This is a genomic window from Parasphingorhabdus halotolerans (genome assembly GCF_012516475.1).
Taxonomy (GTDB): Bacteria; Pseudomonadota; Alphaproteobacteria; order Sphingomonadales; family Sphingomonadaceae; genus Parasphingorhabdus; species Parasphingorhabdus halotolerans.
The window spans coordinates 854,479-871,377 of sequence record NZ_CP051217.1; the positions used below are offsets into that span (position 1 = coordinate 854,479).

Below are 16,899 nucleotides of genomic sequence, written 5' to 3' on the forward strand. Positions count from 1 at the left end.
TACCCCTTAAGATTAAGCTTTTGTCGCAGGATGGATACCAGCAGCCGCTGGTTCGCCGATTTCGCCCTCACCCTCAAGATGCGCATCGGCATCCTGCAGTGTATCAAGGTGCATCAGTTTCTTGATGAGCGGCGATATCACGATCACCAGAACGCCAACGCCTACCGCAACCCAACCAACTGTCGAATATACATCAAGAACGCGATCTGGCCCCGCCCCTTCCGCACCAACGGCTGCAGCAATCAGGCCAGCGGCAAAGTTACCGGTTGCCGATGCAAAGAACCATGTACCCATTATAAGACTGGCCATATGGGCCGGAGCCAGACGGTTCATTGCGCTGAGACCAACCGGCGACAGACAAAGCTCACCGGTTGTATGCAGGAGATAAATTAGGAAGATGAAAATCACTGGCGTTAAGTTACCCGTTCCGGCGGCCAAAGCGCCAGCGACCAAAACCAGAAAGCCCAATCCGAGCTGAATCAGGCCCAATCCGAATTTCGCCGGGGCGGATGGCTCCAGACCGCGTCGGCCCAGCCATGTCCACAATATTGCGAATATCGGAGCCAACAGCACAATGTAAATTGCATTGATCGATTGGAACACAGAAGCGGGGACTTCAATACCAAAGATACTGCGATCAACGCTGCGGTCAGTGAACAGGTTAAGCGAGGAGCCTGCCTGCTCAAACAATGCCCAGAACAGGATGGAGCCAAAAATCAGGAACATCGCGGCAAAGATTCTATCACGGTCTTCCGGTGCCAATTTCGCAACGGCAGTATAAAGGACATAGAGCACTAAAATTGCGCCCGCGATGCCGAGCAATGACCCAACGAGTGCCTGATATTGAATTAATATCCAGATCAACCCGACTGTGGCAAAGCTACCCAAATAGAGCAGCCATTCGAATTTAATTCCCGCCACTTTGCTTTCAAGACGCGCTGGATCGGACGACTCTCCTCGACCCACAAGCAATGGCTTGCCCCAGATGAATACCACGAGGCCAAGCAACATACCAATACCGGCGGCTCCGAAACCATAGGACCAGCCATAGGTTTGTCCCAACCAGCCGGCGATAATTGCACCGAGCGCAGCGCCGAGGTTAATACCCATGTAGAATATGGTGTAGGCGGGGTCACGGCGAATATCTGTACGGGTATAGAGCTGTCCTACCATCACCGAGATGTTGGCTTTCAAAAACCCGGAACCGACAATGATGAATGCCAGAGCCAACCAGAAAATATTGATTGCAGCATCGGCCTGGCCGCCTCCGTCACCCTCAAAAGCCATCAGGAAATGGCCGAATGTCAGCAGTAATGCACCGAACGCCACAGCCTTGCGCTGCCCGAGATAGCGATCCGCCAAATAGCCACCAACAACCGGCGTGATATAAACCAGCGCGGTATAGGCACCGTAAATGATACCCGCTTCACTATCGGAAAACATCCAATGCTGGACAAGATAGAAGATAAGCAAGGCGCGCATGCCATAGTAGGAGAAACGCTCCCACATTTCGGCAAAAAATAGAACAAACAGTCCTTTTGGATGCCCAAGGAATGTTCCTCTTGCATCTCCGGATTCTTGATACGCACCTGACATTAAGCGGCTCCCCGTAAAATTACATTTTGAGCTATCTAATGCAGCCCAGTTGAACCGCACCCTAATGAAAAAATGTCGCAAGTGAAGCATATTGTTACAAGCGAGACTAAAAAGCTGCTTGCAATCACGACTGGCACACACAAAGTGTGGACAATGTTCAACGATCTATCCAGCCTTGCCAGCTATTTGGCCAGCCGACGCTCGGGACGCCCACGTGAAATGATAGCACCGGGGCCCAGCGACACACAGATCGAAAAAATCGTCGAGATGGCGATGCGAACGCCAGATCATGGCAAGCTCGCACCATGGCGTGTGGTTTCTGTGGGAAAGGATCAGCGGGACCGGCTAGTAGAAGGCATGACCGCTGCCTATCTCAAGGAAACTCCGGGAGCCGGACGCCTCGAATTGGAAGCGCTCGATAAAATATCCAATGAAGCCCCGACCTTGCTCATCGTGCTTTCCACACCGGATCAATCGAGCAAAATCCCGCTATGGGAACAGGAGTTAAGCTGCGGTGCTTTTTGCATGAATCTGATTCATGCAGTTCATGCAACCGGCTTTGTCGGAAGCTGGATTACCGGCTGGCCAGCCTTTAACGATGATGTCCGGGATTTATTTGGAAAAACCCCTCAAAAAATCGCAGGCTTCATTTTTATTGGTACCGCATCAGCAGAATTGAAAGAACGCCCACGTCCGGAACTGAGCCAGATATTGTCAAAGTGGGATGGTTGAAAACCAATCAGTCACTTCCAAAACTAAATATCAGAAAATCCAGACTTATCCCTTGCCTGCATCGCTGTATTATGGCAGTGATGCAGTATGAACAACGCAAGCAAACCTGTTTACCTGAAATTGCGGGATATTATCTCCGAATCGATCCTTGATGGTGAGTATAAAGAGGGTGATATGTTGCCGTCTGTACGCACCTTTGCTGCGGATCAGGGCGCAAATCCGCTCACAGTCGCAAAAGCCTATCAGGGATTTCAGGAAGACGGTCTCGTAACGGTGAAGCGCGGTGTAGGTATGTTCGTCGCTACGGGCGCCGTTTCAAAATTGCGTGATGCCCAGCGTCAGGATTTTGTCAAAAATATCTGGCCGCCAGTTGAGCGCCAGATGAAGCGGCTTGATATCAGCATCGATGATCTGCTGAAAAGCGATGCCTGAAACCGGCTGTTAACTTTTAGCCGTCTTTTCGGTTTCCCGAAGAACCGCATAAGCGCGTGTCAGGCTATGTCGGTAGGCGATGTTCTCAGGCGCTATCTCGACAGCTTTTTTTATGAGATCCACAGCATCTTTGGTACGCTTCCCATCCGCAAGAACAGCTAAGCCATAAAGATGGGAAACCACCGGACTTGATGGCTGCACCCGGTAAGCAATCCGGCCAGCAGCGATAGCATTTTCGGTTTGCCCCAGTCCAGTATAGGCCTGCGCCAGACCCGCCATGATCAACGCGTCATTTTCGCCAATGCGCTTGCGCAGATTTTCTAATATATACCGTGCCACTTCCCAATTTTCGGTTTCCAGATGGGAATAGGCCATCCACCGCAAACCCGCGACACTGCTGGGGTTATAATTGAGATATTGCGCCAGCACTTCGCCGGATTGCTGCATGGCGCCTTTGGCCCGCAGAGCTTCTACAATCCTGAGCATCACCGGCTCGGAAAACCGGATTTGCCGGGCCCGTTCAAGGGCGTTCAACGCCTCGTCATAATCTCCCCGCCCCATCGCCGTGTCCGCCACGAGGATATGCGCATCGCTCGCGCCGGGATTGCTACCTTGTAAACGCTTGGCCTGCGAAAATGCCGCTTCGAAATTTCCAGCATTATACAGGGCGCGAATATAAGGAATCACCACACGAGCATTATTGGGATTTCGGCTCGCTTCTGCGGCAAGGACATTCATCGGCACGTCAGGTTGGAAAGCACCGGGTTCGCCCACGTTATGGATCGCTGCGCGATTGAAAACGCCAGTCGCTTCTTCGCGATTTCCAAGAGCTTCTAGCGCCCTGCCTACCAGCCACAAAGCATAAGGCTCAGCGCCACTAGCATTGACTTGCGGTTTTAGAACCATGACCGCATCTTCAGCGTCTCCTGCCAAATAAAGCGCACGCGCTAGCAAATTCTGGGCGCGACGGTTTTGCGGTTGAACCGTCACCAATCGGCGGAATTTGTCGACTGCGGCGTTATGATTGCCCTCGCCATGTTCAATTATGCCTTGCACAAGCAGGGCCGAAGCCAGATTATCCAGTCGGCCTTCTGTTTTGAGCATCAACGCGCGCGCCAGCTTATATTGACCTGCCCTTGCGGCCAAAACAGACTGCATGAAATAGGCCCGAGGGTTATGGCCATCTAGCGCGATAATTTTGCGAGCGATGACCAGCATATCTTTCATCCGCCCCATGTCACCCAGGGTTGCCGCATATTCCGTGAGCAACGCCACATCGTTAGGATCAATTTGCAAAGCGCGTTCAAACCATGGCAGTGCTGCGCCCAATCCAAATTGAAAACGCAGCAATTCACCGCGATACTGGAGCGCGCGGATATTCTGTGGTTCCAGCTTTACCGCTTCATCAACGGCAGCAATGGCTCCCGCCTGGTCACCAGACCCAGCCCGAAATCTTGCAATATCTACCCATAGATCAGGATTGGTAGCATCCAATTGGATGGCGCGATCAAACGCTTGGCTGGCAAGCGTATCGTCACCCATTTGCAAAGCGGTACGACCCATAATCCGCGCAGCATAGGCTTGGCTTTGCTCGGGAATATCATCAGCGAAAAGCTGATCTTTGGCTTTGTTAAATTTTCCCTGCAGCTGCAATGCATGGCCGTATAAGTGGCGCACATTTGAAGGATCAAGGCCCAGGCCAATCGCTTTATCAAGTTCCGCTTGTGCACCTATCCCGTCAAACAGTTTTAGCAAAACTTCGGCCTGTAGAACCCGGGCATCAATCCACTGCGGGTCAGACTTTATCGCATTCATCAAAGCGATGCGTGCTGACCGGACATCGCCGCGTGATCGAAAATCCTGCGCTTGGGCAAAAGCCTCTCTCGCATCCTCATTGCCTTCGCTCGCAGCCTGTGTAGCGCTGGGTAAAGCGCTCAGTGATAACGCCAGAAAACTGGATATCACAATCGTCTTGCCGCGACTTTTAAGAGACGAGCCAAAAACCATTTTTAGCTGGCCTGCTGCAACTGATATTGCTTGAGCAAATCATAAAGCGTCGGGCGGCTGATGCCGAGCAGCTTGGCAGCATTGGAGATATTTCCATCTGTCTGCGAAATCGCGCGAATGATTGCCGCTCTGTCGGCCGCTTCGCGAGCCGCTTTCAAATTCAGCAAATCAACCGGTTCATCATCACTGAAATCAAGGTCGAGATCATTAGCGGCGATCATTTTCCCATCCGCCATAATCACTGCCCGCTTGATCCGGTTCTCCAGTTCCCTAACGTTTCCGGGCCATTTCCAGGCTTCCAGCGCAGCCAATGCGTCCGGCGCGATTCCCTTGACCGCTGGATTAATCTCTTCCGCAAATTTCTTCTGGAAATGCCGCGCCAAAAGACTTGCGTCTCCAGCGCGTTCGGACAATGCCGGTATTTTGATTACGATCTCGGCGAGCCGATAGTATAAATCTTCTCGGAATGTATTTTCAACGATCATCGATTCCAGATCTTGGTGGGTGGCGCATACGATACGCGTATCTACGGCTATTGGCTTGCGTCCGCCGATACGTTCAACAACCCGTTCTTGAATGAAACGCAGCAATTTAACCTGCAGCGGAAGCGGAATATCGCCCACTTCATCTAGAAATAGAGTTCCGCCGTTGGCTTGCTCGATCTTGCCCTCGGTCGTTTTGATTGCGCCCGTAAATGCGCCTTTTTCATGCCCGAACAATTCAGATTCAAGCAGATTTTCAGGAATGGCGGCGCAGTTGATCGCCACAAACGATTTATCGCGCCGATCACTGGCATCGTGCAATCCTTTGGCAAGCAGTTCTTTGCCGGTGCCACTTGCGCCAAGCAGCATTACTGACGCATTGGTATTGGCGACACGCTCGATCATGCGCGCAACTTTCAGCATTTCCGGCGCACCGGTAATGATCTGACCCAAAACACGGTCACCACCATCACCCTGGGTGGCAAGATGGGCGTTCTCCTGTTCCAGTTTCCGAACGTGAAAAGCCCGGCGGACAATGAGACCCAGTTCATCAATATCAACCGGCTTTTGATAGAAATCCCAAGCGCCGCTGGCAATTGCCCGCAATGCGCTATTTTTTTCCCCGTGACCGGAGGCGACGATGACTTTCGTATCTGGTTTCAAACTGAGAATGGCATCCATGGTGGCAAAACCTTCGGTCGTCCCATCTGGATCAGGCGGCAGGCCGAGATCCAAAGTCACCACATCTGGTTCCTCCGAGCGGAGCAAGTTGATCGCGGTCTCACGGTCTCCGGCGATAAACACGTCAAAATCTTCATAGGCCCATTTGAGCTGCTTCTGAAGACCGGGGTCATCCTCAACAATCAGCAATTTTTCACGTCGGTTTGGACTCTTATCAGCCATTTTACGCGGCCCTTTCATCTGCTAAATTCTCGTCTGCCAATTCTTTTGCCAGTGGCAGAATTAGAGTGAAGCGGCTTCCCGCTCCCTCTTTGCTTTCCACTTCCAATCGTCCGTTCATCGCCATAGCCAACGATCGCGCTTCATAGGCCCCAATACCAAAACCACCTTCTTTGCTGGAGGCAAATGGCTTGAATAACTGGCTGCGGATAAATTCACTCGACATGCCGTTTCCCTGATCCTGCACTTCAATCGCGACACTGAGGTCACGACGCCTTGCGTTCATCACAATTGGCTGCCCTTCCGGGCTCGCATCAATCGCATTCTGGATAAGATGACCTAATATCTGGTCAACCCGCGCAGGGTCTGCCATCACTGTAAGATCATCAATCTGGGTGCTCTCAATAGCGTGAAGCAAGCGTTTTTTCTCGATGATTGATTGCAACAAAACGGCAACTCTCACCGGACGCGGTTCTTCTGGCTTCGCTTTGTTATGCTGGGAAAGCCTCGCCAAAAGTCCGTTCATTTTTTCAGCCGAATCTTGCAGTGTTTCGATCATGTCCTGCTGAAACTCGGGGTTGTCGGCATGACGTTTGGCGTTGCGCGCCAATAGGCTCAGCTGGCTGACCAGATTTTTTATGTCGTGCATCACAAACGCCATCCGGCGATTAAATTCATCAAAGCGTTGCGCTTCAGACAGGGATTCCTGACTGCGAGCCTCGGCAAGATAGCTGGCAACTTGCCGGCCAACGACGCGCAACATGTCGAGATCTTCCCAATCCAAAGTGCGGTTTATCCGAGGTCTGGCAAGCAGAACAATGCCTGCCAGTCGGTCGAAATGAACCAGTGGCACCGCGACCCAGGTCTGCTCATTGTTGATCATCCATTCTGGAATTGCGCTACCGTCGCATTGATCATCTTTATCCGCGCGCAAGGCGTCGAATTCCACGATATGGCCGGTTTGCTCAAAAAACGGGATAGTCTGGGTGGTACATGCTCTTGCAGGGATCCTGATAGTCGGCCAATTCCAGCGAGACTGCAAAGAAAGCCGCCCGGTATCATCCGGCATCAACAAAATGCCCGCCGGGGAATCTGTTATGTCTGCAATAGCTTTCACAACCCTTTCATGAAAAGGCGCACTTTCATCCCCAGGCATTCCGATCGTATCAGTGAATCTTATCCATTCAGCGCGATAATCGTAGCGATGCTGGAAGAAATTTTTGACTAGTTTCACCTTGAGCCATGCGTGAAATTTTCCAGATGGAAGAAGCAATAGCGCTGCGATCGAGGTACCAAATATAAAACTAATCTGGGCCAAGCGCGCATAGTCGCCACCGATAATCTGCAACGCAGTAGCGATGACTACCATCATCAAAAGATAGCCACCAATAGCCACAAGAGACAGAGAACGAAACGCAACGCTACGTGAAAGCTTTAGGTTCCAATCGGTATTGCGAACCGATGCGAGCGCGAGAATGGGCGCAATGCATGCCATTGCAAGTCCTCGCATAGCCGCTAATTCTGTAGGGAATTCCTGAGTGAGATAGGTGATCGTGAAGAGGTTGAGATCATAAGTCCAGATGGCGGCCAGTGAAGCCATCGGCAGACGGATTCCCCAGCGCGTTTCAGGAGCCGATATCGAATAGAGGTTGTGCACGAGCACCAATGCCCCGACGGCAAATATCATCCGTAGGACCAGCGATGTATATGCCGCCATTCCAACCAATCGGGGGCTCCCCGCAAGTATTGGCAGAAGCGAGTCGACTACAATTTGGCCTACCAAAACCAAAAAAAGCGCGGCATAAATAATATTGACTGTCTTCGGTTCATCGCGTCCCTCACCCGCTCTCAAAAGAACGAACATGAAGGAGAGCCAGCCGAGGTTTCGCAGCGATTCACTAAAGTTGGAAATAGGTGAAAACGCACCTTCCACAGCAATCGTGAGAGCCCAGAAACTGGTAAGGCCGATCGCGACGATCAGTGAAGTTTGCGCATTGTTGCGTCCAGCTTTTCGCTGGAATTGCCAAATAGCCAGTGCAGCAAAAAGCGCGGCCGCGAGACCGTGCCCGAATATGCTTATCTGACCGAGTAGAGAATCCATCCTATCTGACACCCTCGGGCCACAAAACGACCCTGATGGTTTGCAACAAAATCAGGAGGTCAAGAAACGGTGTGTAATTTTTTGCGTAGTAGAGATCATATTCCAGTTTGTGACGACTATCCTCAATTGATGCTCCGTAAGGATAGTTGATCTGGGCCCAACCGGTAATCCCTGGCTTCACGATATGACGTTCGGCATAAAATGGCATTTTTGTTTGCAGATCATCGACGAACTGCGGCCGTTCAGGACGCGGACCAACAAAGCTCATTTCGCCTTTTAGCACGCTCCAAGCTTGCGGAAGCTCATCAATGCGAACCTTCCTGATGAAATTGCCAACGCGCGTGATGCGCGGGTCATTTTCACTGGCCCAAACGGCTTGACCTGCAACTTCCGCATTGGCACGCATCGAACGCAGCTTCAATATACTGAATTTTTGGCCGTATAGCCCAACTCGCTCTTGCTTAAAAAAGGCTCCGCCTTTGCTTTCCAGCTTAACCAAAACCGCGAAAATGAGAATGACCGGACCTGTAAGGACAAGTAGCAGCAAACTCAGGAAAATATCAAATCCGCGCTTGAACATCGTTGAAATTCTGCGTCCCGAGGAAAACCCGTCAGAAAAGATAAACCAGCTGGGGTTTACGCTATCAAGATCGACACGCCCGGTTTCCCTCTCTAGAAAGCTCGACATATCATTGACATGGACACCCGTCGTTTTGATGGTCAGCAAGTCAGACACAGGTAAGCTGTTTCGGCGCTCTTCCAATGCCAGAACGACTTCGCTCACCTCCAAATTGATCACATGCTGGGGCAAATCATCAATATCCGATCGATTGATCGCCTCGGTAACTTTGACAGGCCCTTCATTCATGTTAACATAGCCTGCAACGATGAAACCGCTTTCGGGTCGCGCAGCTAGATCAGCTATTCGTTGGGCTCTTTGACCAGAGCCCAAAATGAGCAGCCTGCGTTTGAAAACGGCGCTATCGAGCATTGTTCCTAGCATCATTCGGATAGTCATCAGGAAAAATATCGCCAAAATCATGGCGTATAGTGAGTTTGATCGCCACAAAGTGATGCCGGGTAAAGCAAAGGCCATTAACGACAGAAATATGACACCCAAAGATATGGCAACCAATATCCTGGCAGCAGCAAAGCGCAGTGATTGAAGAGATTCATTTCCATAAACGCCGACCGCAACGATCGCCAATTGTATCGCGACTGCAAAGCTGAATACCGGGCCGGGACGTTCATAGATTGACCCCATGGCCATGCCGATCTGGCTAGCGCGAAACAGCCAACCCAGCTCGGCTGCCAGCACCAGTAGCAGGAAGTCCAGCAAGCCTAGAAACAACACCGGGTAGGGAATATAATGTTTAAACAACCTGATCATTACGTGCGCGTACTTTCTTGTCAGAACGGTAGCAGTAGCAAGCAATGGTAAGCTGTCGGTTAATTTTACACCGAAAAATCAAATTTTCCTACCAAATCAGTGGAATTGTATAATTTACCGACGGCGTTTTGGTCAAAATACGAAAAAGTCGCGCGCAATTATTTCAGTCCCCCGCGAAACTATATGGTGCCAATCCGCGCTCCCGATCATCAAATTTCAATGCGCGGCTGACCGGTGGTGCTGATCTTTGGGAACATTGCACTCTGGTGCATGCCGGACAGCCTAGCCCTATCGGCGTCGCTTTTTCCGGTGACAAATCGATTCCATTTGCATGAAACAGCGAAGCGGCCATATCGCCGGCAACTCCAAGCCCGATTACAAATTCAGGTGTATAGCCGCCAGCGCCAGATCCTATACCCTGCACCGCGCGCGACAATGTAAACCAGCGCGATCCATCTTCTAAAGCTAGCAGTTGTGTTTGCACCTCAGCAGGCCGTTCGAAAGCGCGATGAATATTCCAAAGAGGGCAGCGATTGATGCTTTCCACCAACGGTGCATTGCTGGCCCCGGCATATCGCTTCGAAATTTGTCCCGAGCGATCAATCCGTAACATGAAGAACGGCAAGCCTCTCGCGCCAACCCGCTGCAAAGTCGTCAACCGGTGTGCCACCTGCTCAAAACCGGCGCCAAAGCGCCGTTGCAGCACTTGAATACGATATCCTGTTTGCTCGCAGGCTCGCAAAAAACGTGCATAGGGCATCATGATCCCAGCAGCAAAATAGTTGGTCAAATGGCGGCGATAAAGTCGTTCCGCCGCGCGGTCTTCAAACTTGCCTCCCGCAACCAATCCGTCAATTTCCGATTGCGCTTCTATTTGTCCCAAAAGCAAAGCTGCTTGAAATGTTCGCGAGGCAGAGTCCAGCATTTCCGACAATTGCAACTGCCGTGCATGCAAGTCCAATCGGCGGAGCTTGTCGGGCATGACTGTTTCAGGGAGTATACGAATGGTAAGTTGATGTTTTACGCGAAGCCTCTCGGCGATCGCGCCGTAGAGATCGCCTGCTCCCAAACGCAGTTCATCAGCCAGAGATTCTGCAATGGCGTCCAGATCAGCGAAATGGTTACGCCATTTTTCAATTTCCCGTCGCACCATTTGAATAGGGTCAGCCACCTTGAAAGTATTTATTGGCGAACCGCTGTCACGCTGATCGAACAAACGCACAAATGCCTCGACTGCGTTGGGTGCGGCAACAAGCCATTCCTCCAGTTCTGTGCGGTCGACCGTCAAGTCTTGAAAGAGTGGGTCTGCAAATCGGCGCGATAAGCCGTTAACACCGCCGCCGGGTTCCGCTGCCACCAATTTCCGGGGATCAAAATCAAAACGATCTGCGAGCAACAGCATCAAGCGCGCACTGAGCGGCCTTTGATTACGCTCAATAAGATTGAGATAACTCGGTGAAATATCGAGCGCCGCCGACAACGCAACCTGCGTCATACCAGCACTTCTGCGCAAACGCTTGATTGCAGCACCGGCGTATAATTTTCGATCAGTCATGAAAATCCTGTAAACTAATTTACAAATTGACTGAGTATATGCCCTCCTTTTTAGGAATTTACAATGCTGCTTTGACTGATGTGCATCAATAGCATGTTTCGCCCGTAAGATTATCTTAACCGCCATTGCCTAAACATTGGCGCAAATATCAAATTGAAATGGTTCCATCATGTTCAAAGAAGCAGCAGCTCTAGTCGTTTCGGTCGGTCTTTTGACCTATTTGTTTACTCCGGTCGAAAAAGAAGATGATCCCGCTCCGGTTGAAGTCGAGAGCATCAAAACGCCAAAGGCCAAAGCTAGCAAAAATTATCAATGGGAAGTTGACGACGGTGACGATGCCGAGGAAGAGTTTGTGTTCGGAGAACCGATGGTTAGCACCGACATAAATTATGAAGAAAATAGTGACGAAGACAACGACAATGACGACAGTAAGAGTGAAGACGTTGCAAGTGCTTCGAGATCAAATGATACCGTTAGGCAAGTGGAGAGGGCACCAGAATATAGGGGTCCTGTTCACCCAGACAGCCCCAAACCGGGCCAGCGCGGCAGCGCCGAGAATCCAATCGCTCTTGATCAATAGCAATAGAAGAATGAAGCAGCTTTAGGTAAACGCAACTCTGCAACCATGACGATTTATGGAGCGCCTGTTTTACACCGCAGCATTTCGTAGACATCAGGTTCAACGATCATCCTAAACTGATCGGGGCTCTTGATCTCCACTGGACCTTCCATCTGGAATTTACCACCCGGTTCCCCTGTCTCTTCATCCAACGCTAAATCATTTAGGCGCAAGTCCAGCTTGCCATCGCCCCAAGCCCATGTTCCGGTCAAATCTTCCGAAATAAAGTTTCCGCCTGCCAGCAAAGTCCAGTTGCTTGGCATCTCGCATGTCTCTTCTGCAAAAGACCAACGGCCTTCAAAATAGTCGGCGTTTATTTGTGCGACAGGGGCTGGCAATTCAGCGCTCTGGTTCTGCATCACACCGGCCAAAATCAGCACGAGAGAACCTTGCGACAAAATCATCGTATCAGCGACTTTTTTTCATCAAATTCAATGCAGCAGCGGTCAGCGCTTCTGCGCCGGTAGCAATAACCTTTTCAGCATCAGGCGCCCAAAGCGGACTGTGCAGAGATGGCAATTTGGTGCCTTCTTTTTCCGCTGCGAGATATTCAGCCATTGGTACACCACCAACCCAGAAGATCATGCTTTTGATCGACTCATCGGCTCGACGGAAGCGGCTAAAATCTTCACCGCCCATGACGGGCTTGGATTGCCGAACGCGATCTTTGCCAAACCGTTCTTCAAAAATCTTGGCCATCTCCACGCTGAATTCCGGAGAATTATAGGTTGCTGGCGTAAACTCGTCATCGCGCGTTGTTACGGTCGGCATTTTATCTTTCGGCATGCCAGCCGCCTCCGCTTCGCCGATCGCGATACGTTTTATTCCATCAAGCAATTTAGCACGGGTTTCATCGGAATAGCTGCGGACTGTGAGCAGCAAATTTGCTTTGTCGGGAATGATATTATGTTTGAAACCGGCTTGAAAACTACCGACTGTCACAACTGCGGAATCTTGCGGGTCAATTTCGCGGCTGACCAGAGTTTGCAGCGCGCCAACAATCCGCGACGCCAATACGATCGGGTCTTTGCTCGTATGCGGATAAGCGCCGTGACCGCCAACGCCTGGAATCTCAATATCCACGCTATCGACGTTCGCCAAGGCAAAGCCCGGTGCATAACCGATATAGCCGGCAGGCGCGCCTGCCGCATCATGAAAGGCCAAAGCATAATCGGGTTTCGGAAAACGCGTGTAAAGGCCGTCATCCAGCATCGCCTTAGCGCCCTCACCGGTTTCTTCTGCCGGCTGCAAGATCATCACCAATGTACCGGACCATTCATCTTTGCGCGCGACGAGTTGGCGCGCCGTGCCGACCCAACCAGTCATATGCGTGTCATGACCGCAAGCATGCATAACACCGGTATCAATGCCCTGACGCGTTTTCGCCATCACTTTTGATGCAAATGGCAAGCCGGTCTTTTCTACGAGCGGTAAGCCGTCCATATCGGCCCGTATCATAACCGTCGGGCCCTCACCATTTTTCATGACTGCAACTACGCCGGTCCCGCCCACTTTCTCCGTGACGGCAAAGCCAAGCCGCCTTGCTTCTGTAGCCAGTTTTGCGGCGGTCTGGAATTCTTCGCCACTTAACTCGGGATTTGCGTGGAGATCGCGATAAATCTCCATCAATGAAGGCAAGTCCGCCTTGATTGCATCGTTAAGCGCATCGGCTTGCGCAGGGGTGATAGCTAGCGTTGAAGCTGCTAACACGAAAGCAAGTTTTGTAATTCTAAGCATCATTTTCCCCGGAAATTTATATTATTCACAGGCTAAAGCGATTTTGCGCGTTTGTCAGGTAAATTTACTGCGCGGTCCATCCACCATCAATGTTCATGTTTGCGCCCGTTATCGAACGAGAGTTTTCCTGGCACAGGAATACGGCCAAGGCCGCAATCTGCTCAATCTGTACAAATTCCTTTGTCGGTTGCGGTGCAAGCAGAACATCGTTGATGACTTGCTCGCGCGACAACCCCCTCACCTTCATAGTATTGGGAATCTGCCCTTCGATTAGCGGCGTCCAAGTGTAGCCAGGTGAAATTGTGTTGACGGTAATCCCTTGTGCAGCGACTTCCAATGCAACGGTTTTGCTAAAACCGAGAATGGCATGTTTCGCTGCGTTATAGGCTGACTTATAAGGGCTAGCGACTGTACTGTGCATGGAGCCGGTGTTTATGATCCGCCCCCAGCCCTTTTCTTTCATTCCTGGCAACACCGCTTTGGTTGTGTGGAATGCACTGTTACAGATGATGTCCATAATCGCGTCCCATTTGTCTTCGGGAAACTCGTCGACCGGCGCAACATGCTGGATGCCGGCATTGTTGATCAAGATGTCGACCACACCAAGCTGTTCAGCGCAATCGGCACACATTTGCCGTATTTCTTCCGGTTTGGTCATGTCGGCATTGCTGTAAGCAGCTTTGACCCCGCTCAAGGATTCCAACTCCTGGCACAGCGTATCAATTTCGCTTTTATCGCCAAAGCCATTGATCATCACGGTAGCACCCTCTGCCGCCAAGGCTTTTGCGTATCCACCACCAATGCCGGAAGTGGATCCTGTGATCAGCGCCGTCTTACCCTTTAGAAACATCCATATTCTCCAAATAGTACTCATAGTGGACTAGCGGGAACTGACCCGCATTCCAATGCGTTTGTGTGTTTGACACTTGCTCTTTGTGGGCAATTCGAGCAATTCTGTTCGCAACAGGAGAGTATTATGCGCTTAGATGATCTGGACCCCAGCAAAAATGCCCGTGATCACGGCAGCGGTGGCGGTCGCAGTTTTGGCGGTGGTGGCGGTGGCGGACTCGGTTTGCTCCTCAGTTTCCTGCCCATGCTTCTTGGCCGTAAAATGGGTTGCGGCACGATGCTGCTGATCGGCGGTGCGGCGGCGGCGTTCCTCTATTTCGGCGGTGGCGCGAGTATGCTGGGCAGCGGATCAGGCAGTCTGCCATCCGGTTCTGGAAGCGGCACAGTCTATGATACCGCAGAGGAACAATTCGCCGGCCGCGTGCTGGCATCTACCGAACAGACATGGTCAAAACTGTTTCAACAAAATGGCTCACAATATAAACCGACGACCATCAATTTTTATCAGGGCGGCGTGAGTTCCAATGGATGCGGTTCTGCCAGTTCGGCTTCCGGTCCGTTCTATTGCCCCGCTGATCAAGGCATCTATCTCGACACGTCTTTTTTCGACGAAATGCAGACCCGCATGGGAGCGAAAGGCGACTTTGCTCAGGCCTACGTCATTGCCCACGAAGTTGGTCATCACATCCAGAATCTGAGCGGTGTTGCGACTCAAGTGCGCAACCAGCAGCAACGTGCCAGCAAGGCAGAAGGCAATGCGCTACAGGTGCGCATGGAATTGCAGGCGGATTGCTATGCCGGAGTTTGGGCGGCGCAAAACGCAAGCCGCATGGAACCGGGTGATGTCGAAGAAGGCCTGAATGCGGCCCATGCTATCGGTGATGATACACTGATGCGGGGCGCAGGCCAGACACCGATCGAAAGCATGTTCACCCACGGAACTTCCGAACAACGCATGGCCTGGCTCCGCAAAGGTATGCAGACTGGCGACCCAGCCTCGTGCGATACATTTGCACGAGGCGCGGTGCGCTAGTCTTTAATATACGGTCAGCCGATTTTTGGCCGCTTCAGCGAGCTTGACCAGTCGAGCCGCCGGGTGACGTACATGACGCCAGCCAGTGCTGCGAAAATCAGTAGTGAACCGATAAGCAGCGAGTAAGCTTCAAGGCTCAGCAGAATGTAGATCGCGCCATAAAGAGCTGCCAGTAGTCCGCCGATGATTGATGCCTTTCGCCAACTGGACAACACCGAGGCGGAATAGGCCGTGATCAGTCCGATTGTTCCGATCGATGCAGCCACATATGCCAACGCAAATCCGATTATCTCGGCAAAGGCTAGCAGCAGCACGAAGAATAATACCAGCGCCACACCAACCAAAATATACTGCACCGACGATATTCGAATTCCACCGATCAAATCGAACAACAGAAAGGCCACAAAGGTAAAGCCGATGATCAGGAAGCCATATTTGGTCGCCCGGTCCACCTGACTGTAAAGGTCGACAGGATCAATCAAATCTACAGTCACGCTGCTATTGGCACCGCTCTGCACGCCTTCAGGATAATAGATGCGATCCGCTTCTGTCACTGCATTGACGATCTGACCCGGCTCGGTCGAAATCAGTGATTTTCCCAAAGCCAGATTGGCAATGTCATAATCCGCCTGAAATCCGGTTGGCTTGACCTCGCTCTTTGGCAGGAAGCTGCCGACAAAGCTTGGGTGCGGCCATTTGGATTTCACCGACCAGTTGGTCTGCCCGGCATGTGGAACAACCGTCAGGCTTTGATGGCCTTTGAACCGGACATCGAAATCGGCCTTGATCTCACCATCGGCCAGAACCGCTCCATCCACAAAGGCGAAGAAACCGCTATTGCCGGTTTCGCCCAATCCCTTGCCTGGCTGTAGCTTGGCAGCTTCGCCGTTGACGGTGACTTTATTATCGCCAGCCAGCCCGCGCGCGTCAGACAACCCGAAACGCAATTCCGCGCGGCTAAAATCAATCTGGTCTTTAGTCACACCATAGCGATCCAGATCATCAGGCAAGATGAAAGTGGCTGATCCGGTGACGTTGGTATTATAAAGGATCACCTCATAGATCGACCGGCTCTTGGTTTCCGGCGAAAGATCACTGGCCAGTTCAATCTTGTCAGGCGCAACGAATAATTCGCGGGTCACGGTATTTGTCCGCGTTACCGTTTTACCGTTTTCTTCGACCGATTCCGAAATCTTGGCTTGATATGGCAAAACGATTTTTGGACCGGCAAAGACCTGCTTCCCACCCCAGGCAGAGGTGATCGATTGTTTGGCGGTTTCGCTTTGGCTCTGTCGGTCATAATTGAGCGCCCAGACCGTCAGCAGAGGTATGGTGATCAGAAAGCCCATTAATATAACGAGCAAAAACTTCGCGCCGGGGGATCGCTCCGGCTTTGATAGTTCGGGCTCTGATTCAGAGTCTCCTTCGTGTATTTCAGTCATGATATTTCCCTCTTTGATCGCAGC

The 16,899-nt window shown here is 51.5% G+C and carries 14 protein-coding genes; 4 read left to right on the plus strand and 10 right to left on the minus strand.

The genetic code is table 11. The features are described 5' to 3' along the window. Positions 1 to 12: 12 nt before the first annotated feature. Positions 13 to 1,596, minus strand: coding sequence for a peptide MFS transporter (locus tag HF685_RS04160; RefSeq protein WP_168818420.1), 1,584 nt, complete (start codon positions 1,594 to 1,596; stop codon positions 13 to 15). Positions 1,597 to 1,749: 153 nt separating this feature from the next. Between HF685_RS04160 and HF685_RS04165 the strand changes: the two genes are divergently transcribed. Together HF685_RS04165 and HF685_RS04170 are read left to right on the plus strand one after the other, a co-directional pair. Further along, positions 1,750 to 2,328, plus strand: a complete 579-nt coding sequence (locus HF685_RS04165; protein ID WP_168818421.1) for a nitroreductase family protein — start codon at positions 1,750 to 1,752, stop codon at positions 2,326 to 2,328. Positions 2,329 to 2,415: 87 nt separating this feature from the next. After that, a complete protein-coding gene (locus HF685_RS04170) occupies positions 2,416 to 2,760 on the plus strand; it encodes a GntR family transcriptional regulator (RefSeq protein WP_168818422.1) in 345 nt (114 codons plus the stop codon). A 9-nt stretch (positions 2,761 to 2,769) separates the two neighbouring features. On the opposite strand, the gene HF685_RS04175 is transcribed toward HF685_RS04170, so the two are convergent. The 5 genes from HF685_RS04175 to HF685_RS04195 all read right to left on the minus strand — a co-directional run bounded on the left by HF685_RS04175 (position 2,770) and on the right by HF685_RS04195 (position 11,195). Beyond that, positions 2,770 to 4,767: a tetratricopeptide repeat protein gene (locus HF685_RS04175; protein WP_168818423.1), complete on the minus strand. Its 1,998-nt coding sequence runs from the start codon at positions 4,765 to 4,767 to the stop codon at positions 2,770 to 2,772. Between the two features lie 2 nt (positions 4,768 to 4,769). Beyond that, positions 4,770 to 6,152 (minus strand): PEP-CTERM-box response regulator transcription factor, encoded by a 1,383-nt coding sequence (prsR, locus tag HF685_RS04180; RefSeq protein WP_168818424.1) that lies wholly within the window; start codon positions 6,150 to 6,152, stop codon positions 4,770 to 4,772. Between the two features lies 1 nt (position 6,153). Continuing rightward, positions 6,154 to 8,250 (minus strand): XrtA/PEP-CTERM system histidine kinase PrsK, encoded by a 2,097-nt coding sequence (gene prsK / locus HF685_RS04185; RefSeq protein ID WP_168818425.1) that lies wholly within the window; start codon positions 8,248 to 8,250, stop codon positions 6,154 to 6,156. Between the two features lies 1 nt (position 8,251). Further along, complete coding sequence (locus tag HF685_RS04190) at positions 8,252 to 9,640, minus strand: TIGR03013 family XrtA/PEP-CTERM system glycosyltransferase (RefSeq protein ID WP_168818426.1); 1,389 nt, start codon at positions 9,638 to 9,640, stop codon at positions 8,252 to 8,254. 163 nt (positions 9,641 to 9,803) lie between these two features. Next, entirely contained in the window at positions 9,804 to 11,195 is a 1,392-nt protein-coding gene (locus tag HF685_RS04195) for a helix-turn-helix domain-containing protein (protein WP_168818427.1), read from the minus strand. A 169-nt stretch (positions 11,196 to 11,364) separates the two neighbouring features. Here HF685_RS04195 and HF685_RS04200 point away from each other — a divergent pair, with 169 nt between their 5' ends. Then, on the plus strand, positions 11,365 to 11,775 hold the full coding sequence (locus tag HF685_RS04200) for a hypothetical protein (protein ID WP_168818428.1): 411 nt from the start codon (positions 11,365 to 11,367) through the stop codon (positions 11,773 to 11,775). Between the two features lie 53 nt (positions 11,776 to 11,828). On the opposite strand, the gene HF685_RS04205 is transcribed toward HF685_RS04200, so the two are convergent. The 3 genes from HF685_RS04205 to HF685_RS04215 all read right to left on the minus strand — a co-directional run bounded on the left by HF685_RS04205 (position 11,829) and on the right by HF685_RS04215 (position 14,401). Further along, positions 11,829 to 12,218: a hypothetical protein gene (locus HF685_RS04205; RefSeq protein ID WP_168818429.1), complete on the minus strand. Its 390-nt coding sequence runs from the start codon at positions 12,216 to 12,218 to the stop codon at positions 11,829 to 11,831. 4 nt (positions 12,219 to 12,222) lie between these two features. Next, positions 12,223 to 13,551: an amidohydrolase gene (locus HF685_RS04210; RefSeq protein ID WP_168821228.1), complete on the minus strand. Its 1,329-nt coding sequence runs from the start codon at positions 13,549 to 13,551 to the stop codon at positions 12,223 to 12,225. Between the two features lie 64 nt (positions 13,552 to 13,615). Next, the gene (locus tag HF685_RS04215; RefSeq protein WP_168818430.1) at positions 13,616 to 14,401 is read right to left on the minus strand and encodes a 3-hydroxybutyrate dehydrogenase; all 786 of its coding nucleotides are present in this window, start codon (positions 14,399 to 14,401) and stop codon (positions 13,616 to 13,618) included. A 126-nt stretch (positions 14,402 to 14,527) separates the two neighbouring features. Here HF685_RS04215 and ypfJ point away from each other — a divergent pair, with 126 nt between their 5' ends. Further along, positions 14,528 to 15,433, plus strand: coding sequence for a KPN_02809 family neutral zinc metallopeptidase (ypfJ, locus tag HF685_RS04220; protein ID WP_168818431.1), 906 nt, complete (start codon positions 14,528 to 14,530; stop codon positions 15,431 to 15,433). A gap of 14 nt (positions 15,434 to 15,447) precedes the next feature. Here ypfJ and creD read toward each other — a convergent pair whose 3' ends face one another. After that, entirely contained in the window at positions 15,448 to 16,875 is a 1,428-nt protein-coding gene (gene creD, locus HF685_RS04225) for a cell envelope integrity protein CreD (protein ID WP_168818432.1), read from the minus strand. Positions 16,876 to 16,899 lie beyond the last annotated feature (24 nt).